Raw genomic sequence first — 23,569 nt, 5'->3', positions numbered from 1 at the left:
TGCGCCGCGATGGTGCGCTCGATGCAAGAGAACGGCCATACGCAAAACATCGTATAGGCCGCAGTGCAACCGAAGACCTAGCCTGGACCAGTCGATCCGAGCCGCTTCTCAAGGCTTGGACGCGGATGAAGGCAGGCACGATGGCTGACGACACCGAGACCGGCGCGAAGAACGGCTTGCACTCCCCGTTGCGGCGCAGGCTGCTCATGGGACTGGCCGGCGCGCCGGCCCTCGCCTTGATGCCCCGCGGCGCCTGGGCGGCAGCGCCCACCTCGGCGGTGAACACAACCGGCCTCGCCGTGACCGACACCGAGGTGACGGTCGGCATCCTGCACTCGGTCACCGGCACGATGGCGATCTCCGAGACCGGCGCCCAGGAGGCGGAGAAGCTCGCCATCGCGCAGATCAATGAGGCCGGCGGCGTGCTCGGCCGCAAGATCAAGATCATCCAGGAGGACGGCGCCTCCGACTGGCCGACCTTCGCCGAGAAGGCCAAGAAGCTCCTGGTCAACGACCATTGCGCCGCCGTGATGGGTTGCTGGACCTCGGCCTCCCGCAAGGCGGTGCTGCCGGTGTTCGAGCAGTATAACGGCCTCCTGTACTATCCGACCTTCTACGAGGGCCTGGAGCAGTCCAAGAACGTGTTCTACACCGGCCAGGAGGCCACGCAGCAGATTCTGGCCGGGCTCGACTGGGTCCACAAGGAGAAGGGTGGCGACAGCTTCTACTTCATCGGCTCGGACTACATCTGGCCGCGCACCTCGAACAAGATCGCCCGCAAGCACGTCGAGAACGTTCTCAAGGGCAAGGTCGTCGGCGAGGAATACTTCCCGCTTGGCCACACCCAGTTCAACTCGGTGATCAACAAGATCAAGCTGACCAAGCCGAAGGTGATCTTCACCGACGTGGTCGGCGGCTCGAACGTGGCGTTCTACAAGCAGCTCAAGGCGGCCGGCATCGACCTGTCGAAGCAGGTGCTGATGACGATCTCGGTCACCGAGGACGAGATCGACGGCATCGGCGGCGAGAACATCGCCGGGGCCTATGCCTGCATGAAGTACTTCCAGTCGATCGAGAACGAGAACAACAAGGCATTCGTCGCCGCCTTCAAGAAGATGTGGGGCGAAAAGACGGTCATCGGCGACGTGACGCAGGCGGCCTATCTCGGCCCGTACCTGTGGAAGATGGCGTGCGAGAAGGCCGGCTCCTTCGACGTCGACAAGGTGGTCGCCGCCTCCCCGGGCCTAGAGTTCAAGGGCGCTCCGGAAGGCTACGTCCGGATCGACGAGAACCACCACCTCTGGTCGAAGACCCGGGTCGGCAAGGCCAAGCCCGATGGCCAGTTCGAGATCGTCTACACCAGCCCGGAGCTGATCAAGCCGGACCCGTTCCCGAAGGGCTACCAGTAGTCTCCAACGCTCCCCTCCCCCCCCTGCGGGGGAGGGGGCCCCTGCGTCAGCAGGGGACGGGAGAGGGGCAGCGCGACGGAGCAGGATTTCATCTCCGCCGCGCCCTCTCCGGATACGGCGCTCTCCTCTCCCGACCCGCTTCGCGGGCCACCCTCCCCCGCAGAGGGGGGAGGGAGAGCGTCGCGGACACCGACACACCAGCAAGATCGCGGGAGACACGAAACAATGTTGGGCGAGTATTCCCTCGGCGACCTCGGCGCGATCTTCGCCATGCAGGGTTTTGCCGGCCTGATCCTGTTCTCGGTCTACCTGCTGATGGCGCTGGGTCTGGCGATCATCTTCGGGCAGATGGGCGTGATCAATATGGCCCACGGGGAATTCATGATCCTCGGGGCCTACGTCACCTATCTCTGCTCGGCCTTCTGCCAGAGCTACCTGCCGGCTTTGTTCCCGGTCTACTTCTTCGTCGCGATGGGGCTGGCGTTCCTGGCCTCCGGGGCGCTCGGGATGCTGGTGGAGTGGAGCCTGATCCGGTTCCTCTACAAGCGCCCCCTCGACACGCTGCTCGCCACCTGGGGCCTGTCGCTGATCCTGCAGCAGGCCTACCGGTCGATCTTCGGCGCCCGCGAGGTCGGCGTCGAGCTGCCGTCCTGGCTGATCGGCTCGGTGCAGGTCACCGACACGATCGAGATCCCGGTCAACGGCCTGTTCGTGATGGCCATCACCATCCTGATCACGGTGAGCGTGGCGCTGCTGATCTATCGCTCGCGCTTTGGACAGCAGGTCCGGGCCGTGATGGCCAACCGCGCCATGGCCGGCGCCGTGGGCATCGATACCGAAAAGGTCGACCGCTACACGTTCGGGCTGGGCTGCGGCATCGCGGGCGTCGCCGGCTCGGCCTTCACGATGATCGGCTCGACCGGGCCGACCTCCGGCCAGCTCTACATCGTCGACACGTTCCTGATCGTCGTCTTCGGCGGCGCCGCGAGCCTCTTGGGCACCATCGCGTCGGCCTTCTCGATCTCCCAGACGCAATCGACCCTGGAATTCTTCCTCTCCGGCTCGATGGCCAAGGTGATCACCCTGCTCGCGGTGGTCGGCATCCTGATGTTGCGGCCGCAGGGCCTCTTCACCCTCAAGGTCCGGCGCTGAGGATGTCCACGATGACGAATCCGGTCCAGACCCTGACCAAGTCGGTCACCGTCAACGACAACCCGTTCATGAAGCCGGTGGAATGGCTGAGCTTGGCTCTGCTCGCCGGGGTGATCCTGGTGGTCCTGCCGCTGGCCCTCGACGGGTTCCGCCTCAACCTCGTCGGCAAGTATCTCACCTACGCCTTCGTGGCGCTCGGGCTGGTGATCTGCTGGGGCTATGCCGGTATTTTGTCCTTGGGCCAGGGCGTCTTTTTCGGGCTCGGTGGGTACTGCATGGCGATGTACCTGAAGCTTGAGGCTTCGAGCGTCGCCAACACCAAGATCCAGTCGACCCCGGGCATCCCGGACTTCATGGACTGGAACCAGATCACCGAGATCCCGTGGTTCTGGCTGCCGTTCAGGAGCCTGCCGCTGACCCTGATCCTGGTGGTGGCGGTCCCGGTCCTGTTCGCGCTGATCATCTCCTACGCGATGTTCAAGCGCCGGGTCGGCGGCACCTATTTCGCGATCATCACCCAGGCGATCGCCGCGATCCTGACGATCCTGATCGTCGGCCAGCAGGGCTACACCGGCGGCATTAACGGCATCACGGACCTGCGCACCCTCCACGGCTGGGACATCCGCACCGACCACGCCAAGGTGATCCTGTACTTCGTGAACGGCGGCCTGCTCATCGCCTGCATCCTGGCGACGCAGTACGTGAAGAAGTCGAAGCTCGGCCGCATCCTGGTCGCCATGCGCGACAAGGAGGACCGGGTCCGGTTCTCGGGCTATTCGGTCGCCGGCTTCAAGGTCTTCGCCTTCTGCCTGGCGGCCGGCTTCGCGGCGCTCGGCGGGGCGATGTTCACCCTCCAGGTCGGGTTCATGTCGCCCTCCTTCGTGGGCATCGTGCCCTCGATCGAGATGGTGATCTACGCCGCGGTCGGTGGGCGCCTGTCCCTGTTCGGCGCGGTCTGGGGCACGCTGCTGGTGAACTGGGCCAAGACCAGCTTCTCCGAGAGCTTTCCGGATCTCTGGCTGTTCGGCCTCGGCGCCCTGTTCATCGCGGTGGTGCTCGCCTTCCCGAACGGTCTGGCCGGCATCTGGCGCGAGCAGATCGAGCCCCGCCTGACCCGCCGGGTGAAGGGTTTGCGGGCGCCCCCGCCCGCCATCGCCCCGTCCCAAAAGGCGCCCGTTGGCGCTCCGGCCGAGTGAGGAACCCATGAACGCCGCGCTCCTCTCCTCCCCCGTGGTCGGCGCCGAAGCGGCCCCGGCGGACTACCTCCTCGCCGTCGAGGCGCTGACGGTCTCGTTCGACGGGTTCAAGGCGGTCAACGACGTGTCGTTCTACGTCGACCCGGACGAGATCCGGGTGATCATCGGCCCGAACGGCGCCGGCAAGACCACGGTGCTCGACCTGATCTGCGGGCGCACCAAGGCCAGCACCGGCTCGATCAAGTACAAGGGTCAGGAGCTGACTAAGCTCTCCGAGAGCGCGATCGTGCAGGCCGGCGTCGGCCGCAAGTTCCAGACGCCGTCGATCTACGACGACCTCACGGTGTTCGAGAACCTGGAGATCTCGTTCCCCCGCGGGCGCTCGGTGTTCGGCGCCCTGACGTTCAAGCGGGATGCGGAAGTCCGCGACCGGATCCACGAGATCGCCCAGACGATCTTCCTCAAGGACCAGCTCAAGGAACGGGCCGAGTTCCTGAGCCACGGCCAGAAGCAGTGGCTCGAGATCGGCATGCTGCTGATCCAGGACCCGGAGCTGCTGATGCTCGACGAGCCGGTGGCCGGGATGAGCGTCGGCGAGCGGATCAAGACCGCGGAACTCCTCAACCAGATCATCAAGGGCCGTTCGGTGCTGGTGATCGAGCACGACATGAAGTTCGTCGAAGACATCGCCCACCGGGTCACCGTGCTCCACCAGGGCAAGGTCCTCTCCGAGGGGTCGATGGAGCGGGTCAAGAACGACCCGAAGGTCATCGAAGTGTATCTGGGACATTGACGATGGGCTCGCTCCAGACCGCACACCCGCCGCTCGCCCAGGCTCCGCCGCGCGTCGTGATCCCGGACGTGGCCCCGGCCCTCGACATCCACGACCTCCACGCCGCCTACGGCCAGAGCGAGGTCCTGCACGGGCTGAGCTTCTCGGTGGCACCCGGCGAGATCGTCGCCGTGATGGGCCGCAACGGCATGGGCAAGACCACCCTGATGAAGACCCTGATGGGTCTTGTGCCGGTCAAATCCGGGACGATCCGGGTCGAGGGCGAGGAGGTCGCCGGGCTCAAGAGCCACGCCCGGGTCGCCAAGGGCCTGGCCTACGTGCCGCAAGGCCGGATGATCTTCTCCACCATGACGGTGCAGGAGAACATCGAGACCGGCCTGACGGTCACCGGCGCCCGCAGGGTGCCGCAGGACCTCTACGACATGTTCCCGGTCCTGCTGGAGATGAAGGGACGGCGCGGCGGCAACCTGTCCGGCGGCCAGCAGCAACAGCTCGCCATCGCCCGGGCGCTCGCCAGCCGCCCGAAGGTGCTGCTGCTGGACGAGCCCACGGAGGGCATCCAACCCTCGATCATCCGCGAGATGGGCCGGACCCTGAAGAAAATCCGCGACGACCGCGGCCTGTCGATCGTGGTGTCCGAGCAGGTCCTGAGCTTCGCCCTCGACGTCGCCGACCGGGTGATCGTGATGGAGAACGGGGCCATCGTCCACGAGGCGCCGCGGGACGGCATCGACGAGGCGGCCGTCGCCCGGTTCCTGTCGGTCTAGGGGCGCCCACATGGCCGATTACGAGATCTTCGAACTCGGCGACTTCGTGCTCCAATGCGGCAAGACGCTGCGTACGGCCAAGCTCGCGTACAAGACCTTCGGGACCCTGAGCCCCGCCAAAGACAACGCCATCGTCTACCCGACCTGGTATTCGGGCCAGCACACCGAGAACGAATGGCTGATCGGCCCCGGCAAGGCGCTCGATCCGGACAAGTACTTCATCATCATCCCGAACATGTTCGGTAACGGGCTCTCGTCCTCGCCGAGCAACACGCCGGCGCCCTGGAACGGGCCGCGCTTCCCCAACGTCACGGCCTACGACAACGTTCGCGCCCAGCACCGCCTCGTCACCGAGCATTTCGGCATCGAGAAGTTGGTTCTGGTCACCGGCTGGTCGATGGGCGCGCTCCAGACCTACCACTGGGCGGCGCTATATCCCGACATGGTGCCGCGGATCCTGCCGTTTCAGGGCTCGGCCAAGTGCTCGCGGCACAATTACGTCTTCCTGGAAGGCGCCAAGGCGGCGCTCCAGGCCGACGCCGCTTGGGAAGAGGGCTGGTACACGCAGCCGCCGACCCGGGGCCTGCGCGCCTTCGGCCGGGTCTATGCCGGCTGGGGCCTGTCGCAGACCTTCTACCGGCTCGAGGCCGACATCACCCACATGGGCTACGCGTCCCTGGAGGACTTCCTCATCGGGTTCTGGGAGGGGCTGTTCTACGCGCGGGACGCCAACAATTTGCTCGCCATGCTGTGGACCTGGCAGCACGGCGACATCAGCGCCAACGACACCTTCAAGGGCGACTTCAAGGCCGCGCTCGGCGCGATCCGCGCGAAGGCGATCCTGATGCCCGCCTCCACCGACCTGTACTTCCCGCCCGAGGACAACGCCATCGAGGCGGCCGCCATGCCGGATGCGGAGCTGCGCGTGATCGACACGTGGTGGGGCCATTTCGCCGGCGGCCCCGGCACCAGTCCGGACGACATCAAGGTCCTCGACGACGCGCTGAAAGAGCTGCTCGCGAGCGGGTGAGTTTCGCGCAACGGCGCGCGGATGGGGTCCGCCCCAAGGTTCTAGGGAGCTGGAGACAGAACATGCCCGAGACGCTGATCAAGGTCGATCTGACGCAATCGGCCTACGACAACGATAGCGTGCACAACCGCTGGCACCCGGACATCCCCATGGTCGCCACCGTGAAGCCGGGCGACGACTTCATCGTCGAGACCTACGACTGGACCGGCGGCTTCATCAAGAACAACGATTCCGCCGATGACGTGCGCGACATCGACCTGTCGATCGTCCACTTCCTGTCCGGTCCGATCGGGGTCGAGGGCGCCGAGCCCGGCGACCTGCTGGTGGTCGACCTGCTCGATATCGGCGCCAAGCCCGAGAGCCAGTGGGGCTTCAACGGCTTCTTCTCCAAGAAGAACGGCGGAGGCTTCCTCGACGAGCACTTTCCCCAGGCCCAGAAGTCGATCTGGGACTTCGAGGGGATGTTCACCAAGTCCCGCCATATACCGGGCGTGCGCTTCCCCGGCCTGATCCATCCCGGCCTGATCGGCTGCCTGCCCGATCCGAAGATGCTGGAGACCTGGAATACCCGCGAGAAGGCGCTCTACGATACCAACCCGGAGCGTGTGCCCGCACTCGCCACCCTGCCCTTCGGCCAGACCGCCCACATGGGCCGGCTGAAAGGTGACGCGAAGGACGCGGCCGCCGCCACCGGCGCCCGCACCGTCCCGCCCCGGGAGCACGGCGGCAATTGCGACATCAAGGACCTGTCGCGCGGGTCAAAAATCTACTTCCCGGTCTACGTCCCCGGCGCCGGGCTCTCGATGGGCGACCTGCATTTCAGCCAGGGCGACGGCGAGATCACCTTCTGCGGCGCCATCGAGATGGCCGGCTGGGTCCATCTCAAGGTCGAGCTGATCAAGGATGGCATGGCGAAGTACGGGATCAAGAACCCGATCTTCAAGCCATCGCCGATCACGCCGAAATTCGACGACCACCTGATCTTCGAAGGTATCTCCGTCGACGAGCACGGCGGCCAGCATTATCTCGACGTGCACATCGCCTACCGGCAGGCCTGCCTCAACGCGATCGAATATCTGAAGAAGTTCGGCTATTCGGGCGCCCAGGCCTACTCGATCCTCGGCACGGCGCCGGTCCAGGGACACATCTCGGGGGTGGTCGACATCCCGAACGCCTGCGCGACTCTGTGGATTCCCACCAAGATCTTCGAGTTCGACATTAATCCCGGCGCCGACGGACCGACCAAGTTCCTCGACGGCTCGATCCAGATGCCGCTCTCGCCGGATCTTTGATCATGCCCGTCTACGAGTATGCCTGCACGGCCTGCGGTCCGTTCACCGCCATGCGGCCGATGGCGGAGTTCAAGGACCCGCACGCCTGCCCGGATTGCGGGACGGCGTGCGACCGGGCCTTCCTCACCGCGCCGCGGATCTCGGGCATGGATGCGGGGCTCAAGGCGGCTCACGCCACCAACGAGCGCAGCCGCCATGCGCCGCGGCGCGTCTCGGGTCACGGCGCCGGCTGCGGCTGCTGCGGACCGAAGAAGACGGCCCCGGCCCCCGCCGCGGCCAAGAGTTTTCCGAGCGCACGGCCCTGGATGATCAGCCACTGAACCACCAACCACCCTCCCCCCTCTGCGGGGGAGGGTGCCCCGCGCATGCGGGGCGGGAGAGGGGCAGCGCGACGATTCAGGATGTCACGCCCGGCACGCCCTTTCCGGACGCGGCGCTCCCCTCTCCCGCCCCCCTTCGGGGGCCACCCTCCCCCGCAGAGGGGGGGAGGGAAACGGCGCCTCGTGCGCCTTTGAAACAGGAGGAATCCACGCCATGATGCACGGAGACATCTCGTCCAGCCAGGACAGCGTCGGCGTCGCCGTCGTGAACTACAAGATGCCGCGTCTCCACACCCGCGCCGAGGTGCTGGAGAACGCCAAGGCGATCGGCAAGATGATCATCGGCATGAAGACTGGCCTGCCCGGCCTCGACCTGGTGATCTTCCCGGAATACTCGACCCACGGCATCATGTACGACGCCGCTGAAATGTACGAGACCGCCTCCTCGGTGCCGGGCGCGGAGACCGAGGTGTTCGCCGCCGCCTGCCGGGAGGCCAAGGTCTGGGGCGTGTTCTCGCTCACCGGCGAGCGCCACGAGGAGCATCCGAACAAGGCCCCCTACAACACCCTGATCCTGATGAACGACCAGGGCGAGATCGTGCAGAAGTACCGCAAGATCATGCCCTGGACGCCGATCGAGGGGTGGTATCCGGGCGACCGCACCTACGTCTCGGACGGGCCGAAGGGGCTCAAGATCAGCCTGATCATCTGCGACGACGGCAATTACCCGGAGATCTGGCGCGACTGCGCCATGCGGGGCGCCGAGCTGATCATCCGCTGCCAGGGCTACATGTACCCGGCGAAAGAGCAGCAGATCCTGATGTCGAAGGCGATGGCGTTCGCCAACAACACCTACGTGGCGGTGGCCAATGCCGCCGGTTTCGATGGCGTCTACAGCTATTTCGGCCACTCGGCGATCATCGGCTTCGACGGCCGGACACTCGGCGAGTGCGGCGAGGAGGAGATGGGCATCCAGTACGCCGCCCTGTCGAAGTTCCTCATCCGGGACTCGCGCGCCCACGGCCAGTCCGAGAACCACCTCTTCAAGCTGCTGCACCGGGGCTATACCGGTATGATCAACTCGAAGGAGAACCGGCACGGGCTATCGGAATGCCCTTACGAGTTCTACCGCCGCTGGATCGAGGATCCCGACGGAACCCGCGACGCCGTTCGCGCCATTACCCGCCAGAGCGTCGGCACCGAGGAATGCCCGATCGAGGGCATCCCGTTCGTCGGCAAGGGTCACGGTGCGCCCGACCCCGTCCGCTGATTTCACCCGGCCTGGTTCCATTCCCGGGGCCGGGCCGGCGCAACGCCCAGGACTCCCATGGACACGACGCCCCTCGACCCCACTGCCTTCCGCAGCCCCGCCGTGCTGCTGTCGGGCCCGGTCGATTACGACATGTACAAGGAGTTCCGCCGCCAGTTCGCCGAGGCCGCCGAACGCGACATCGTCGTGATCGAGCTTTCGACACTCGGCGGCGACCCGGAGGTCGCCCGGATGATGGGCGAGGACATCCGCTACCACACCGAGATGAACCCGGAGCGCCGCTTCGTCTTCCTCGGCAAGGCCGCGATCTACTCGGCGGGCACCACCTTCATGAGCTTCTTCGCCCGGCCGAACCGCTATCTCACCCGAGGCACGCGGCTGATGATTCACGAGCGCAAGATGGACAAGCAGCTCCACGTCCAGGGTCCGCTTACCACCTGCATCGCAGCCGTGAAGGCGACCCTGCACGAGATCGAATGCTCGATCGTGATTCAGAATGAGGGATTTTCCAACCTTATCCAGGGCTCGGACGTGACGCTGAACGAGGTCTTGGAGAAGGCGCCGGCCAATTGGTATCTCGAGGCGGAAGAGGCCAAGCGCCGGGGTTTGATCGAGGCGGTGATTTGAGGTGGCCTGGCTTCGGTCGCGTCACGCGACCTGATAGCGGTCGGCGGCGCGAAGGTCCGTGGGTCGTGGCGACAGCCCTTCCCGTTCGTCCCAGCGCAGCGAAGCAACCGAGGGGCACGCGGTCTGCGGCGATCGCACAGCGCTCAAGGTCCATCGCTGCACTGGCGAGCACGGCGTGAACGGAGCGATCCGCCCCGAAACGGATCGAACCGCGTGCAAGGGCGATGATGAGAGCGCCTCGACGCTCACCCCTTCGGGTAGTCCGCCCCCAGGCTCGTCGCGCGCCACGCCTCGATCTCGGCGAGGGTCTGCTTCAGCCGGGTGGTGACCGCATCGTACCCCCAGGCGCCGAGAACGAGGTGGCGGGGCGGGTTGTCGATCTCCGTCATCTGGATCATCGCCTCGCCGGCGCGGACGGTGTCGCCGGCCTGCGTCCCGCTCTTCTCCGACGTCGCCTTGAGGCGGGCGCCGGCAGTCTCGGCGTAGTCGGCCATCGTGTTCGGGGTCTGGATCAGCGAGCGGCCGGCCCAGTCGGTACGGAACGGGCCCGGCTCGATGCAGATGACCTTGATGCCGAGCGGGCCGGCCTCGGCCGCCAACGCGTCGGAGAAGCCCTCGACGGCGTGCTTGGTCGCCGCATAGTAGCCGGATCCCGGGAAGCCGACGAAGCCGGCCACCGAGGTCACGTTGAGGATATGGCCCGCGCGCTGCGCCCGCATCGCCGGCAGCACCGCCCGGGTCAGGGCGAACAGCCCGAACACGTTGGCGTCGAACTGGGCGCGGATCTTGTCTTCCTCGCCCTCTTCAATCGAGGATTGGTAGCCGTAGCCGGCATTGTTCACCAGCACGTCGACACGCCCGAATTTTTGCGTCGTCTCGCTGACCGCCTGGGCGATCTTGCTGGAGTCGGTAACGTCGAGCGAAAGGGCCAAGACCCGGTCGGCGGCGCCCTCCGCCAGGTCGGCGACCGTGGCCCGGTCGCGGGCCGTCACCACCGCCCGCCAACCCCGGGCGATGACGAGCTTGGCGAGTTCCCGGCCGAAACCGGTGGAGCAGCCGGTGATGAGCCAGACCGGTTGGGTGTTTGCCATGGGGATCCGTTCCGTCATGATCAGGGCGTCGCCGCCGGCTCGGTCAACGTATCGATCGACAGCAGGTAGGCAATCAGCGCATCCTGCTCCGGGCGCGAGACGCCAGCGCCGGCATCCGCCCAGTAGGCGTGCCCTTCGCCGGTAACGCGCGCGATCCGCGCCGTATCCGAGGATTTATTCGCAGCGATCACCTTTGAGCGGAGGTCCCGGTCCACCAGACTGCGAAGGCTATTCGACGGATCGGGGGCGATGCCGCGATAGAGCGTGCCCGGAACGCCGAGCTGCGTCGCCGGATCGGGACCGACCGCGATGCCCGAATCGTGCAGGTAGGGCGCCGTCCAGGCCAGCCCGACGAGGTTCGGCACCTTGTAGCCGCCCGCGGTGCCCCCCTGCCCCCAGGCCAGCTGGACCTGGGCGAGCCGCTCACCCGACAGCGGCACCGGAACGATCACGGGATCGGACGGAAGCGGGAATGGCGTATCGGTTGCGAACAGGCTGGGGGGCGAGAGCCGCGCCTCCATCTTGGCGCCGGCCCTGGCCCGGGTCGGCTCAGTCCCGATCTCGGCCTCCGGGATGATCCGATGGTTGGTGAGCGCCGGCCCGGCATGGCAGGCGCCGCAACCGACCTTCTCGAACACCGCACGCCCGGCCCGCACGGCGGCGGCATCCTGCCGAGTCGGCGGCGGGTGGAGAAGGTTCTGGAACGCCGACATGGCGTTGTTGGCGTGGTTGACCGGCTCCCCGGGGACGGAGGTGAACAAGCCGTTGTCGGTGACGTAGTTGGTCGCCGGATAGGTCGGCAGCACCGCGTAGCTGTTCAGCCCCGGAGAGGCCGGCGTCGGGTCGACGCTGCGCAGCACCTCCGAGGGCTTGAGGGACGCGCCGGGGTTGTACCGGAAGGACTCGGTGGCCGCGCCCCGCAGGACGATGCCGAGATAGGTCTCCGCATCCATGCCGAACAGCCACGGCGCCGCGGCGGCGAGCTGCGTCGTGTCTGAATTGGCGGCGTGGACGTTGTTGTTGAGGGAAGACAGGCCCGCAAACGGTCCGACCGCTTCACGCCCGCTCCAGCTGTAGGGCTCGCCGTGGGCGGAGAAGCTCGACGGGATCGAGGTCGGGTTGGTCACCCGGTCGGCCGAGGAGTCGAAGCTGCCCGGCGGCCAGCTCGCGACTTGGACCTTGGTAGCCGCCTCCACCGCCCCGGCATCCGGCAGGGCCAGACCGGTCCCGGTGGAGCCGGCATGCTCGGGCTCGGCCGCGGGCTTGGCATCGGCCTCCGGCACGCTGGCATGCATGAAATAGGCGGAGGAATTTTTGGCGAGCGCCATCAGCAGCCCGGCATTGAGGTCGGTGTTGGGCGCTCCCTCCACGACCTTGCCGGTGCTCGGGTCGACCGCGGCATGACACAGGGCGCAGGTGATACCCATGCGCAGGTGCCCCCGGTCCGAGAAGGTCCTGATGCCGATGATGAAAGCACCGCCCTTCGGCACGTCGAGCCCGGTCGGCACCAATTCACCCTTGCGATAGGTCCGGGCGCCGATGCGCATGTCCCGGGCCATGGCGACCTGGAGATTGGTGGTGCCCTGCCCGCCCAGCCGAGCCACCGCGAGGGCGACTTCGGTCGGTGTCAGGCCGCCATCGAGCATGCCCATCACGTCGGTGAGGAAGACCTCGTTCCCGAAGGTCTCCTGATAGAAAGCCTGCCGCCCACGCTCGACCATGGCGGGATCGATCGCCACGGCGCCGCTGGCCGCTGAAAGCTCCCTGCGGCCCGCCTCGGTGCCATTGAGGTGCTCCGCCTCCGCACGGGAGACCCGGCGCCCGAGGACATCGAACGCGGTCTGGATCGGGTAGCGGTCCGGATTGAGCAAGTCCGCACGGTCCGGTATCGGCGCGTAGCTGAACCGGCCGAGGCCGAGCGTTATGCCGGCCGCCACGGTCGCGAGGCCGGCGGTAAGGAGGATGCGGCGGGGCCAGCCCATGGACAATCTTTGATATTCTCGGTCCGCCACCCGGCAGACATGCGGGGGTCGGCAACCGGCGATCAACGGCGATCCGCCGCCGAGGTTCACGCCGTCAGGCGGGACCGGGTGTCACGTTCTCGCCAGCACAGGGGGCATATAGCGGGTCGCAGCGTCGTTTTCTGACTGCGGGGCGCGGAAATACACGCTTGGCGGGCGCCCAAGGGAGCGGCGAAACACAGCCGCGAAGGCGCTCGGACTGTCGTAGCCGCAATCCAGCGCGACATCGAGGATGGCCCGGCCCTCCGCCAATAGCGGCAGGGCGTGGAGCATCCGGGCCTGCTGGCACCACCGGCCGAAGCTAAGGCCGGTCTCCCTCTGGAACAGCCGCATGAACGTCGCCCGGCTCATGGCGAGCTCGGCGGCGGCCGCTGCGATGGCATGCGGGCGGGCGGGATCGCAGCGGATCCGCGCGCACAGCGCCGCCAGGCCGGGGTGTTTCGGCGTCGGAAGGTCGAGCGGCTGTACAGGCAGGAACGCCATTTCCAGCATGAGCAGGCGGATCACCGCCTCCGCGACCTCCCGGTTCCCGGGTGTCTCAGTCAGGGCCACGAGCTTGAGGATCAGCTCGCGCAAGAGCGGGGTCACCTCGACAACCCGGCAGCGATCCAGGAACCGGGCGAGCCCGGCGCTGTCAATCAGCAGCGAGCGGAACCGGATCCCGGCATGGCTGGCGGTGACATGGGCCAGGCCCGCCGGGAGCCAGACCGCCCGGTTCGGCGGCACGACCCAGGTTCCACTCTCGGTCGTCACCGCGACAACGCCTTCTGTCGCATAGAGGAGTTGGGCCTGCGCGTGGCGATGGAGCTGGCTCATGTATCGATCGCTGTCGTGGCGGATGACCGCAATCTCGTCCGTGATGCGGATACCGTCTTTCACCGCCGATCCTTTCGCGACGAACCTCGATGCCTGCGCGCGCGCATATCACCGCCGGCTTCCCTAAGGCTGATGTTCCGCATCGGAACCGTCGCCGCCGATCCCGGCCGACCATCGGCCGGCTTTTGCGCGGCGCCGCACCGAAGCATCGATCCCACGGCCGATCCCGTCATGCTGACCAATCCCGCCACCAAATACCGCCCGTTCGTCTCCCCAATCGACCTGTCGGATCGCACCTGGCCGTCGAAGCGCCTCGCCACCGCACCGCGCTGGCTGTCCACGGATCTGCGCGACGGCAATCAGGCGCTGGCCGACCCGATGGATGTCCCCCGCAAGCTGCGCTTCTACGACATGCTGCTCGGCATCGGCTTCAAGGAAATCGAGGTCGCCTTTCCGTCGGCGTCACAGACCGACTTCGATTTCGTCCGGATGCTGATCGAGGGCGATCGCATTCCCGAGGACGTGACGATCCAAGTGCTGACCCAGGCCAGGGCCGACCTGATCGCCCGCACCTTCGCGTCGTTGGACGGAGCCCCTCAAGCGATCGTGCATCTCTACAACGCCACGGCACCGCTGTTCCGGCGGGTCGTGTTCGGGATGGAGCGGCACGAGATCGTGGCCCTCGCCGTATCCGGCGCGACCGCGATGCTGGGGGAGAGCCTGAAGCGGCCCGGCACGCGTTGGACCTTCGAGTACTCGCCGGAAACGTTCTGCTTCACCGAGCCGGATTTCGCCATCGAGATCTGCGAGCGCCTGCTCGATGTCTGGCATCCGACGCCGGAGCGCCCGGCGATCCTCAACCTGCCGACCACGGTCGAGGTATCGATGCCGAACGTCTATGCCGACCAGATCGAGTGGTTCTGCCGCCGCATCTCCCGGCGGGATGCCGTGATCATCAGCGTCCACCCACACAACGACCGCGGTACCGCCGTGGCCTCGGCCGACTAGGCGCTGCTGGCCGGCGCCGACCGGGTCGAGGGCTGCCTGTTCGGCAACGGCGAGCGCACCGGCAATGTCGACCTCGTGACGCTGGCGTTGAACCTGTACACACAGGGGATCGACCCGAAGCTTTCCTTCCCGGCGATCCGCGAGGTCGTGAAGACCGTCGAACATTGCAACAGCCTGCCGGTGCATCCGCGTCACCCCTATGCGGGCGCGTTGGTCCATGCCGCCTTCTCAGGCTCGCACCAGGATGCGATCCGGAAGGGTTTTGCCGCCCATACGCGCCGCAACGATAGCGTTTGGGAGATGCCCTATCTGCCGATCGACCCCGCCGATCTCGGCGAGAGCTACGAGGCCGTCATCCGGGTCAACAGCCAGTCCGGCAAGGGTGGCGTCGCCTGGGTGATCGAGCAGGACCTGGGCCTCAAGCTGCCCCGGGCCCTGCAGATCGACCTGAGCCGACGTGTGCAGATCCTGGCAGACCGGACGAGCCGGGAAATGTCGGCCGCCGACATCACGGCCGCCTTCAGGGAGGCCTATCATGTCGATGACACCACCATTTTCGAGCTGGTCGATGACGGGGGCGGCCTGCGCCGCCATGCGGGCTCGGAACGGATCTTCACCGGCCGGATTTGCCATCGCGGTCAGGACGTCTCGGTGTCCGGACGGGGCAACGGCTTGATCTCGGCCTTGCTCGCGGCGCTGAACGACGCGTTCGCGATCGCCCTCTCGGTCGTGGATTATTCGGAACACGCGCTCCGGCGCGGTTCGGATGCCCAGGCGGCCGCCTATCTCGAATGCACCCTCGTCGACGGCAGCCGGGTCTTCGGCGTCGGGATCGACGACGACGTGGCGACCGCAACCGTGAAGGCCGTATTGAGCGCTGCGAGCAGCGCCGCATCGCTCAGCTGATAAATCCAGGCTGCCTGCGCGGCGACGGCCGAGGCTGTCGATCACCCCAATCTCGTCTTTGGTCCTGGACCGCCTGAGCGCGGGGAAGATCTCGTGCGGCCGGCCCTCGCATGCGATGGAGCTGCACAATTTTTCTGATCTTACGCCGAAGACTTTTTCAGCAGCACCTCCGGCTCATTATGGGTTAGCATGATGTAACGGACTTGTTTGTACTGCAATGCCGCAAATCTTTGATGCGGCGCAACAGAACGGACGGTCAGAAATTTGGTCGACCGTGCGCCGGAACCCTACGGGCTCCGCACCGCCGGCCCGTAACAGACTCGGGGACGGTCGGCACCGAAGCCGGCCGGACATCCGGGCCGGAGGGAGGATCGTGGGCTTCATGAGGAAGAACAAGGTCATTACGGCGGACGAAGCGATCGCGCTGATCCGCGTGAACGACGTCGTGACCACCACGGGCTTCGTCCAGAGTTGCATCCCGGAGGCGTTGCACGCCGCCCTGGAGAAGCGCTTCGTCGAGACCGGCTCGCCCCGGGGTCTGACCCTGATCATGACCGCGGGTGCGGGTGACAGCAAAGGCCTTGGCACCGGCCGCCTGCATCACGACGGCCTGCTCTCCCGAGTCATCGCCGCCAATTTCGGCCGGATGCCGAAGGTCGCGCAGGCCGCGCAGAACAACCTGATCCGCGGCTACAATCTGCCCCAAGGGGTAATCTCGCAGCTCTACCGGGCCGGGGCGGCGGGCCAGCCCGGCCTGTTTTCGAAGGTCGGGCTGCAGACTTATGTCGATCCGCGCCATGGGGGCGCCAAGGTCAACAGCCTGACCACCGAGGACATCGTCAAGCTGGTGGAGGTCGATGGCGAGGAGTGGCTGTTCTACACCGCCACCAAGATCGACGTGGCCTTCATCCGCGCCACCTCGGCCGACCCGTCGGGCAACCTCTCTTACGAGAAGGAAGCGCTGACCCTCGATTGCCTGGCCCAGGCCATGGCGGCCCGGAACAACGGTGGCATCGTCATCGCTCAGGTCGAGCGCATCGTCGAAGACGGCTATCTGCTGCCCAAGGACGTGCGCGTCCCCGGCATCCTGGTCGATTGCGTCGTGGTCGCCGAGCCCGAGATGCACCGGATGAATTACGGCGTCATGCACGACGCCGCTTTGGCCGGCGAGATCCGCGTCCCGGTCACCGGCATCAAGCGGATGCCGCTCAACGAGCGCAAGATCATCGCCCGCCGGGCCGCCTTCGAGCTGCCGCCGAACGGCGTCGTCAATCTCGGTGTCGGCGCGCCGGAGGGCATCTCGTCGGTGGCCAACGAGGAGAAGATCACCCCCTACATCACGCTCACCACCGAGGCCGGGGCGGTGCGGGGGGTGCTGGCCTCCGGGTCCAGCTTCGGCGCGGCTACGAACGCCGACTGCATCATCGATCAGAACCAGATGTTCGACTTCTACGACGGCGGCGGCCTCGACATGACCTGCCTCGGCATGGCCGAGTGCGACGTGGCCGGCAACGTCAACACCTCGAAGTTCGGCGGCAAGCTCAACGGCTGCGGCGGCTTCATCAACATCTCGCAGAACGCCCGCACGGTGGTGTTCGCCGGGACCTTCACGGCGGGCGGGCTGGAGATTGCCGTGGACGACGGCGTGGTCCGGATCGTCAGCGAGGGCCGGTCCCGCAAGTTCGTGACCCAGGTCCAGCAGAACACCTTCTCGGGGCCCTATGCGGTCGAACGGGCGCAGCCGGTCCTCTACGTGACCGAGCGCTGCGTCTTCCAGCTCACCGCCGACGGCCTTGAACTGATCGAGGTGGCGCCCGGTATCGACATCGACCGCGACATCCTCGCCCACATGGATTTCAAGCCGGTGGTGCGCAATCCGGTGCCGATGGACCCGCGCATCTTCCGCGACGAACCGATGGAGTTGCTCTCCGATCTGCTCAATCTCGATCTGGCCTCGCGCATCAGCTACGACGGCGAGCGCAACATCCTCTTCATCAACCTCGAAGGCTGGTATTGCCGGGTGAAGAGCGACATGGACGAGCTGCGCATGACCATCGTCGGGGCCTGCCGCAAGGCTGGCCAGCGGGTCAACGCCGTGATCAACCACGACGGCTTCCGGCTCAACGAGAACCTGATCGACGATTATGCCGGGATGATCCAGTATCTCCAGGCCAACTACTACGCCACCACGACCCGCTACGTCACCAGCGCGTTCCTGCGTCTGAAGATGGAGGAAGCCCTGACGAAGCGCGGCGTCGCTCCCCACGTGTTCGAGCGCAAGGAGGAGGCTCAGGCATTCCTCGGTAGCACCGACAAGAAGGCCCGCAAGCGGATCTCCCCAGCGGTCGCCTCGGCGGCTTAAACTCTAATACCCCCGCCCGGCATCGACACCCTGCGGAGGCTGCCCGGTGGTGCGGTATTCGCGCAAATTGGCCGCCACGGTAGCGGCGGCCGAGTCCATGTCGGTGGGGCCGGAGATGTGCGGCAGCACGGTCACGGCCGGATGGGCCCAGAGCGGAGACTGGGCCGGCAGCGGCTCGACGTCGAACACGTCGAGCACCGCATGCGACAGATGGCCGGAATCCAGCGCCGCGATCAGGTCCTCGGTGACGACGATCGGGCCGCGGGCGAAGTTGATCAGCGCCGCCCCGGGCTTGAGTGCAGCGAGCCGTGCGGCGTTCACGAGGCCGCGTGTCTCCGGCGTGAGGGGCACGATGCAGACGAGGATGTCGCAGTGCCCGAGCATCGCCAGGAGGCCATCGGCGCCATGGACCGTGTCGATCCCCGTCACGGTCTTGGGGGTGCGACTCCAAGCCTCGACGCAGAACCCGGCGTCCGTGAGCCGTTCGGCCGCCGCGCTGCCGAGCGCGCCGAGGCCAAGCAGGCCGACCGTCGTGTCGGTAGGCTTCCGGTACGGATGTGGCTGCCAGAGCCGCTCGCGCTGCTGGCTCGCATAGGCCGGCATGTCGCGCTGAAGATAGTAGGTCCAGGCCAGCACCGCTTCGGCCATGGTGCGAGCCATCTCCCGGTCGACCAGCCGGATGATCGGAAGCGGCCGGTCGAAGACGCCGACGAGCTTCTCGACGCCAGCCCACAGGCTCTGCACCCAGACGAGGCCCGGCAGGGCGGCGACTTCGGCGGGATCCGGATTCGCTACGATGGCGACCTGCGCGCCCGCGCGCTCCGCATCCGTCATCCGGCGGAACGGGACCAGCCGCTCTCCGGGCATCGCGGCCGACAGGATCTGCAGATATTCCGCCTCCTGCGCCGGGCCCTTGCAACCGACCAGCGCGACAACCTCCGCCATCCTCGAACTCCACACGCGTCTCAGGCCACGCCCATCCGAGAGCGATGCAGGCGCTGTGCCTGCCCGGGGCGCGCTCGCCAAGTCTGGCAACCCTCCGCGGTCAGCGCGCCTCGACGAGCGCCGGATAGACGAAGCGGACGTGGCGCCGCTCTTCGGGGATCGCAGTCGTGACGCGCTTGCGCAGGCTGCCGGTGGTGACTGGCACCGCCACCTCGGTGGGCCGCAGGCGCCAGCGCTCGGCGCTCGCCATCGGAACCGGCGGCTTCGGCCGCTCGAGATGCCGGTCCGCGCCCTCGGTCGGCACGGTGGCAAGCCCGGCCAGCGTGACGACGGCAAGCAGGGCGTGACGGGACCGGCGCAGGGGCCGTGATCGAGGCGATGAGGCGGACATGGCAGGAAACTCGCGTGGACACGCTAGCTCTGCTCGTCGGGGATGAAGACGGGATCGAACCGAATCGATTCCCAACCTGTTCCCAACACCTGCGTCGAGTTGCGGTAAACACCGGGTCTTGAGGCACGGTAAACGAACACGACGGGAGGACGCGCAGGCATGGCGAGCAAGGTAGAGGGAAGCGCCGGGACACCCGAGCGCGCGGAGATCGGCCGCGTCATCGACACCGACATTTCCGCACGCCTGGATCGGCTGCCCTGGGGCCGCTTCCACGTGCTCGTCATCGTGGCGCTCGGCATCACCTGGGTTCTCGACGGGCTGGAAGTGACGCTGGCCGGCTCCCTGGTGGGCGCCCTGCGCCAGCCGCCCATGTCGTTCTCGGAGTTCGATGTCGGGCTGGCCGCCTCCTGCTACCTCGTCGGCGCGGTCACCGGCGCGCTGGGCTTCGGCTGGCTGACCGACCGGATCGGCCGCAAGAAGCTGTTCTTCATCACGCTCGCTCTCTACCTGATCGCCACCGCGGCCACGGGCTTGTCCTGGAATGTCGCGAGCTTCTGCGTCTTCCGCTTCTTCACCGGCGCAGGGATCGGCGGCGAGTACACGGCGATCAACTCGACCATCCAGGAGCTGGTCCCGGCCCGGGTGCGCGGCTGGACCAACCTCGTTATCAACGGCTCGTTCTGGATCGGCGCCGCGCTGGGCTCGTTCATGTCGATCGTGCTGCTGCGGCCCGAGGTGATCGATCCGGCCTGGGGCTGGCGGGTGGCCTTCTTCACCGGCGGCGCCATCGGCCTGGTGATCCTGTTGCTGCGCACCTGGATCCCTGAGAGCCCGCGCTGGCTCGCCACGCACGGCTACGCCGCGGAGGCTGACCGGGTCGTCACCGGGATCGAGAAACGCTTCACCGACGAGGGCGTCACCCTGCCGCCGGTCGACGACAGCAAGCGCATGAAGGTCCGCACGCGCAGCCACACCCCACTATCGGAGGTGTTCCACGCCCTGTTCGTCACGAACCGGCTGGCCACGATGGTTGGCCTCGCCCTGATGGTCGCGCAAGCGTTCTTCTACAACGCGCTGTTCTTCACCTACGCGCTGGTGCTGGAGCGATTCTACGCCGTGCCGGGCAACAGCGTCGGCTGGTACCTGCTGCCCTTCGCGCTCGGATCGTTCCTGGGACCGCTGCTGCTCGGACGATTGTTCGACACGATCGGCCGGCGCCAGATGATCGCCTTCACCTACGGGATCTCCGCGGTGCTGCTGGTCGCCGTGGGCCTGCTGTTCCGCCTCGACGTGGTCGGGCCGGTGGGGCAGACCGCGGCGTGGATGGTCGTATTCTTCTTCGCGTCCGCCGCGGCGAGTTCGGCCTACCTCACCGTTTCCGAGACCTTCCCACTCGAGATACGGGCGCTCGCCATTGCTGCCTTCTACGCGGTCGGCACCGGGATCGGTGGCGTCTCCGGGCCGCTCCTGTTCGGCAGCCTGGTCGAGACCGGCTCCCGGGACTGGGTGCTGTTCGGCTACGGGATCGGCGCAGCGCTCATGCTGATCGCCGCGGTGGTCGGCGGGGTCTGGGGTACGGCCGCGGAGGGCAAGTCCCTGGAGGACGTGTCGAAGCCGCTGGCGGCGGCGTAGACGCCTCGGGAGCCGTCAGGTGGCCCTGCGGGCCGCCTGACGAAGCTCTGTCAGCTCTCCTTCCGCCAAACCTGCCCGTGGTAAACGAAGCGCCGGCCCTCGTTGGCGAGGGCGGCCAGGCCCTTGAAGGCCGGATCGTGGACGGTGATGACGCTGGTGGGGATCTGGCGCATCATCTCGGCGAACGGCGCCTTGCGCTCAAACGCCTCGCGAAACCCGCTCTCCTCCAGCACCTTAACGATGCGGGGCGCAATGCCGCCGCCGATATAGACGCCGCTGGTAGCGAGGAAGGTCAGGGCGAGGTCGCCGCAGACCCGGCCGAGCAGTCGGCCGAACAGCTCCAAAGCTTCCGCGGCGTGCGGGTCCGAAGCGTTGAGCCCAGCCTCGGTCACGGCTGCCGGATCGAGCTTCTCGTGCGGCTGGCCGGAGCGGACATGCGCCACCGCCGCATGCAGCCGCGCGAGGCCCGGCCCCGACAATACTGCCTCGACGGTGATGCGCTCCTCCACGCGCTCCAGCGCGTGCCAGACTTTCTCCTCGAATGCGTCCGCTGGGCCGAAATCGGTGTGGCCGGCCTCGGTGGAGACGATGGCGAGGTGGGCTGAGTAGGGCACCAGGGCCGCCGCCCCGAAGCCGGTGCCAGGCCCGAGCACGACCCGGGCGCCGCCCGGTATCGTCGGACTGGGCCCGACCGGCGTGAGGTCGTGGGGCTCGATATCGGCCGCGCCGGCCGCGACGGGCACGTAGTCGTTCACCACCACCGCCGAGGAGAGCCCGAAATCCTTCGCGATGCGCTCGCCGCCAATCCGCCAATGCGCGTTGGTGAGTTGGGGCTCCGGCCCATCGACCCGCCCGCCCATCGCCAGGATGGTCGAGCGCGGCGGCGGCAGAGCATCGCCGCCCTTGGCCAGCGCCGCCTTGATGGCGTGCGACGGATCTGGATGGTCGGCGGTCGCTTCGTGCGAGAGAAGCTGGGGCTCGGCACCCTTCTCGGCGATCAGGCCGAAACGGGCGTTCGTGCCACCGATGTCACCGATCAGAACCGGAAACTCGAACATCGACGAAGGGCCTTTTCCTGAGCTGGCTCACGCTAGGCAGGACACGTGCCTACCGTCGTCTAACGAAGGATAGGGCGGCCTCAGGCCGAAGGCAGGGCCTCGGGATCGATCGTGCCGCGCTCCGCCCAGTCCCGCAGGAGGGCGCGGACGTCGGCCGGGTCGGGCAGACGGCGGCTCGCCACGGTGTCGCCGTCGCCGACCCGGACGGCGATGCCGCCATCCTCCTCCACCGAAGCGAAGGCGATCTCATCGGTGCGGTCGTCGCCGAAGAAGACCGGCCGGCGGCCGGCATAGGGGGCCTGCTCCAGGAAGGCGCGGATCGCGTGAGCCTTGGTCGCTTGCGCCGGGACAATCTCGCCCACAGCCTTGCCGAGTTGGAGCCGATAGGCTCCCCCGAGGGCCTCGGCCGAGTCCCTGACCAGCGCCTCGGCCCGGCCGGCATCCTCCGGGTTCGCGAGACGCCAATGCACCGCCACCGAGGCGCCCTTGTCCTCGATCAGCACGTTGTCGAACCCCCGGCTCTCCGTGTGCAGGCGCTCCACCTGCCGTCGCAGCTCCGGATGATCCTCGGCGCGGCCGCCCGACAGCGCCCCGCCGACCCGGCGCTCGACGCCGTGAAGCCCAGCCGCATCGAGGCGCGCGGGGCCCAGGAAGCCGTCGATCACCGTGACCGGACGGCCGGTCACGATCGCCAGCGCCCCGCCCAGCCGATCGCGCAGGCGTTCGAGGGTCTCGACCAAGCCAGGCTCGACCAGCACGGCATCCGGCCGCGGCGCGATCTCGGCGAGGGTTCCATCGAAGTCGAGGAAGAGGGCGATGTCCATCGCGGTCGGTCCCGGGCGGTAAGCGTCCGGCACGCGCTAGCATGCGACGACGGCGCGAGAAACGGCTATGGGCCTCAACCTATCGCTTCAACCGGACACGATATACGCCGGAAACGTCATGGCTAGACCGATCTCACGCCCGATCCCCGACCCGACCGCCCCCGGCGATGAGAGCGTATGGGATTATCCACGCCCGCCGCGGCTGGAACGGGTGGCGGAGCGATTGCAGGTGGTGCTCGGCGGTGCCGTGATCGCTGAAACGACTGCGGGCTACCGGGTTCTGGAGACCGCCCACCCACCGACCTACTACTTGCCGCCCTGTGATGTAACGGCCGGCGTACTCTCGGGTCCGCGTCGCGGTGGCATTTGCGAGTGGAAGGGGCAGGCCGTGCTGTTCGACGTGCATGGCGGCGACCGGCTGGCGCCCAGCGCTGCCTGGTCCTACCCGGAGCCGACGCCCGGTTTCGATGCCATTGCCGGCTATGTAGCATTTTATGCCCTGCCGATGGATGCCTGCTTCGTGGGAGCCGCACGGGTCACGCCCCAGCCGGGGACCTTCTACGGCGGCTGGATCACGCCCGGCATCGTTGGCCCGTTCAAGGGTAGCCCGGGCACGATGGGCTGGTGATCCCGCCGGAGCGCGCTTTATCCTCCTGATC

20 protein-coding genes and 1 pseudogene are annotated in these 23,569 nt (G+C 67.2%); 14 read left to right on the top strand and 7 right to left on the bottom strand.

Features of this window, described 5'->3' with window-relative positions:
* Positions 1-140: 140 nt before the first annotated feature.
* From urtA to AO398_RS06495, 10 genes are all read left to right on the top strand, one after another.
* A complete protein-coding gene (urtA, locus tag AO398_RS06540) occupies positions 141-1,409 on the top strand; it encodes an urea ABC transporter substrate-binding protein (RefSeq protein ID WP_058191232.1) in 1,269 nt (422 codons plus the stop codon).
* A 225-nt stretch (positions 1,410-1,634) separates the two neighbouring features.
* On the top strand, positions 1,635-2,561 hold the full coding sequence (gene urtB / locus AO398_RS06535) for an urea ABC transporter permease subunit UrtB (protein WP_058191212.1): 927 nt from the start codon (positions 1,635-1,637) through the stop codon (positions 2,559-2,561).
* Between the two features lie 11 nt (positions 2,562-2,572).
* Complete coding sequence (gene urtC, locus AO398_RS06530; protein WP_058191211.1) at positions 2,573-3,757, top strand: urea ABC transporter permease subunit UrtC; 1,185 nt, start codon at positions 2,573-2,575, stop codon at positions 3,755-3,757.
* 7 nt (positions 3,758-3,764) lie between these two features.
* Complete coding sequence (urtD, locus tag AO398_RS06525) at positions 3,765-4,550, top strand: urea ABC transporter ATP-binding protein UrtD (protein ID WP_058191210.1); 786 nt, start codon at positions 3,765-3,767, stop codon at positions 4,548-4,550.
* Positions 4,551-4,552: 2 nt separating this feature from the next.
* Positions 4,553-5,317 carry an urea ABC transporter ATP-binding subunit UrtE gene (urtE, locus tag AO398_RS06520; protein ID WP_082643149.1) on the top strand — a complete coding sequence of 255 codons (765 nt, stop codon included), beginning with the start codon at positions 4,553-4,555 and terminating at the stop codon, positions 5,315-5,317.
* Positions 5,318-5,327: 10 nt separating this feature from the next.
* A complete protein-coding gene (locus AO398_RS06515; protein ID WP_058191209.1) occupies positions 5,328-6,347 on the top strand; it encodes an alpha/beta fold hydrolase in 1,020 nt (339 codons plus the stop codon).
* A gap of 62 nt (positions 6,348-6,409) precedes the next feature.
* Entirely contained in the window at positions 6,410-7,639 is a 1,230-nt protein-coding gene (gene fmdA, locus AO398_RS06510; RefSeq protein WP_058191208.1) for a formamidase, read from the top strand.
* A 2-nt stretch (positions 7,640-7,641) separates the two neighbouring features.
* A complete protein-coding gene (locus AO398_RS06505) occupies positions 7,642-7,959 on the top strand; it encodes a zinc ribbon domain-containing protein (RefSeq protein ID WP_058191207.1) in 318 nt (105 codons plus the stop codon).
* A gap of 214 nt (positions 7,960-8,173) precedes the next feature.
* Positions 8,174-9,229, top strand: coding sequence for an aliphatic amidase (locus AO398_RS06500; protein WP_058191206.1), 1,056 nt, complete (start codon positions 8,174-8,176; stop codon positions 9,227-9,229).
* Between the two features lie 57 nt (positions 9,230-9,286).
* The gene (locus AO398_RS06495; protein WP_058191205.1) at positions 9,287-9,856 is read left to right on the top strand and encodes an ATP-dependent Clp protease proteolytic subunit; all 570 of its coding nucleotides are present in this window, start codon (positions 9,287-9,289) and stop codon (positions 9,854-9,856) included.
* A gap of 245 nt (positions 9,857-10,101) precedes the next feature.
* Here the strand turns inward: AO398_RS06495 and AO398_RS06490 are convergent, their stop codons facing one another.
* The 3 genes from AO398_RS06490 to AO398_RS06480 all read right to left on the bottom strand — a co-directional run bounded on the left by AO398_RS06490 (position 10,102) and on the right by AO398_RS06480 (position 13,847).
* On the bottom strand, positions 10,102-10,947 hold the full coding sequence (locus AO398_RS06490; protein ID WP_244498685.1) for an oxidoreductase: 846 nt from the start codon (positions 10,945-10,947) through the stop codon (positions 10,102-10,104).
* A gap of 20 nt (positions 10,948-10,967) precedes the next feature.
* Positions 10,968-12,929 carry a hypothetical protein gene (locus tag AO398_RS06485; protein WP_058191204.1) on the bottom strand — a complete coding sequence of 654 codons (1,962 nt, stop codon included), beginning with the start codon at positions 12,927-12,929 and terminating at the stop codon, positions 10,968-10,970.
* Positions 12,930-13,040: 111 nt separating this feature from the next.
* Complete coding sequence (locus AO398_RS06480; protein ID WP_082643148.1) at positions 13,041-13,847, bottom strand: helix-turn-helix transcriptional regulator; 807 nt, start codon at positions 13,845-13,847, stop codon at positions 13,041-13,043.
* 168 nt (positions 13,848-14,015) lie between these two features.
* Here AO398_RS06480 and leuA point away from each other — a divergent pair.
* Together leuA and AO398_RS06470 are read left to right on the top strand one after the other, a co-directional pair.
* A pseudogene (leuA, locus tag AO398_RS06475) lies at positions 14,016-15,698 on the top strand (2-isopropylmalate synthase).
* Between the two features lie 382 nt (positions 15,699-16,080).
* Complete coding sequence (locus tag AO398_RS06470; protein ID WP_058191203.1) at positions 16,081-18,060, top strand: malonate decarboxylase subunit alpha; 1,980 nt, start codon at positions 16,081-16,083, stop codon at positions 18,058-18,060.
* Positions 18,061-18,063: 3 nt separating this feature from the next.
* On the opposite strand, the gene AO398_RS06465 is transcribed toward AO398_RS06470, so the two are convergent.
* Entirely contained in the window at positions 18,064-19,005 is a 942-nt protein-coding gene (locus AO398_RS06465; protein WP_058191202.1) for a glyoxylate/hydroxypyruvate reductase A, read from the bottom strand.
* A 100-nt stretch (positions 19,006-19,105) separates the two neighbouring features.
* Positions 19,106-19,396, bottom strand: a complete 291-nt coding sequence (locus AO398_RS06460; protein ID WP_244498684.1) for a hypothetical protein — start codon at positions 19,394-19,396, stop codon at positions 19,106-19,108.
* 159 nt (positions 19,397-19,555) lie between these two features.
* Between AO398_RS06460 and AO398_RS06455 the strand changes: the two genes are divergently transcribed.
* Positions 19,556-21,028, top strand: a complete 1,473-nt coding sequence (locus AO398_RS06455; protein WP_058191201.1) for an MFS transporter — start codon at positions 19,556-19,558, stop codon at positions 21,026-21,028.
* A 50-nt stretch (positions 21,029-21,078) separates the two neighbouring features.
* Here AO398_RS06455 and AO398_RS06450 read toward each other — a convergent pair whose 3' ends face one another.
* Both AO398_RS06450 and otsB read right to left on the bottom strand, forming a co-directional pair.
* Positions 21,079-22,086, bottom strand: coding sequence for a glucokinase (locus AO398_RS06450; protein WP_058191200.1), 1,008 nt, complete (start codon positions 22,084-22,086; stop codon positions 21,079-21,081).
* 80 nt (positions 22,087-22,166) lie between these two features.
* A complete protein-coding gene (gene otsB / locus AO398_RS06445; protein WP_058191199.1) occupies positions 22,167-22,910 on the bottom strand; it encodes a trehalose-phosphatase in 744 nt (247 codons plus the stop codon).
* Between the two features lie 118 nt (positions 22,911-23,028).
* Here otsB and AO398_RS06440 point away from each other — a divergent pair, with 118 nt between their 5' ends.
* Positions 23,029-23,538, top strand: a complete 510-nt coding sequence (locus AO398_RS06440) for a DUF427 domain-containing protein (RefSeq protein ID WP_058191198.1) — start codon at positions 23,029-23,031, stop codon at positions 23,536-23,538.
* The last annotated feature ends 31 nt before the right edge of the window (positions 23,539-23,569 follow it).

It is taken from the genome of Methylobacterium sp. GXS13 (assembly GCF_001455965.1).
Taxonomy (GTDB): Bacteria; Pseudomonadota; Alphaproteobacteria; order Rhizobiales; family Beijerinckiaceae; genus Methylobacterium.
Note: the sequence above shows the minus strand (reverse complement) of the source record. Positions and strands in the feature narration are given on the sequence as shown.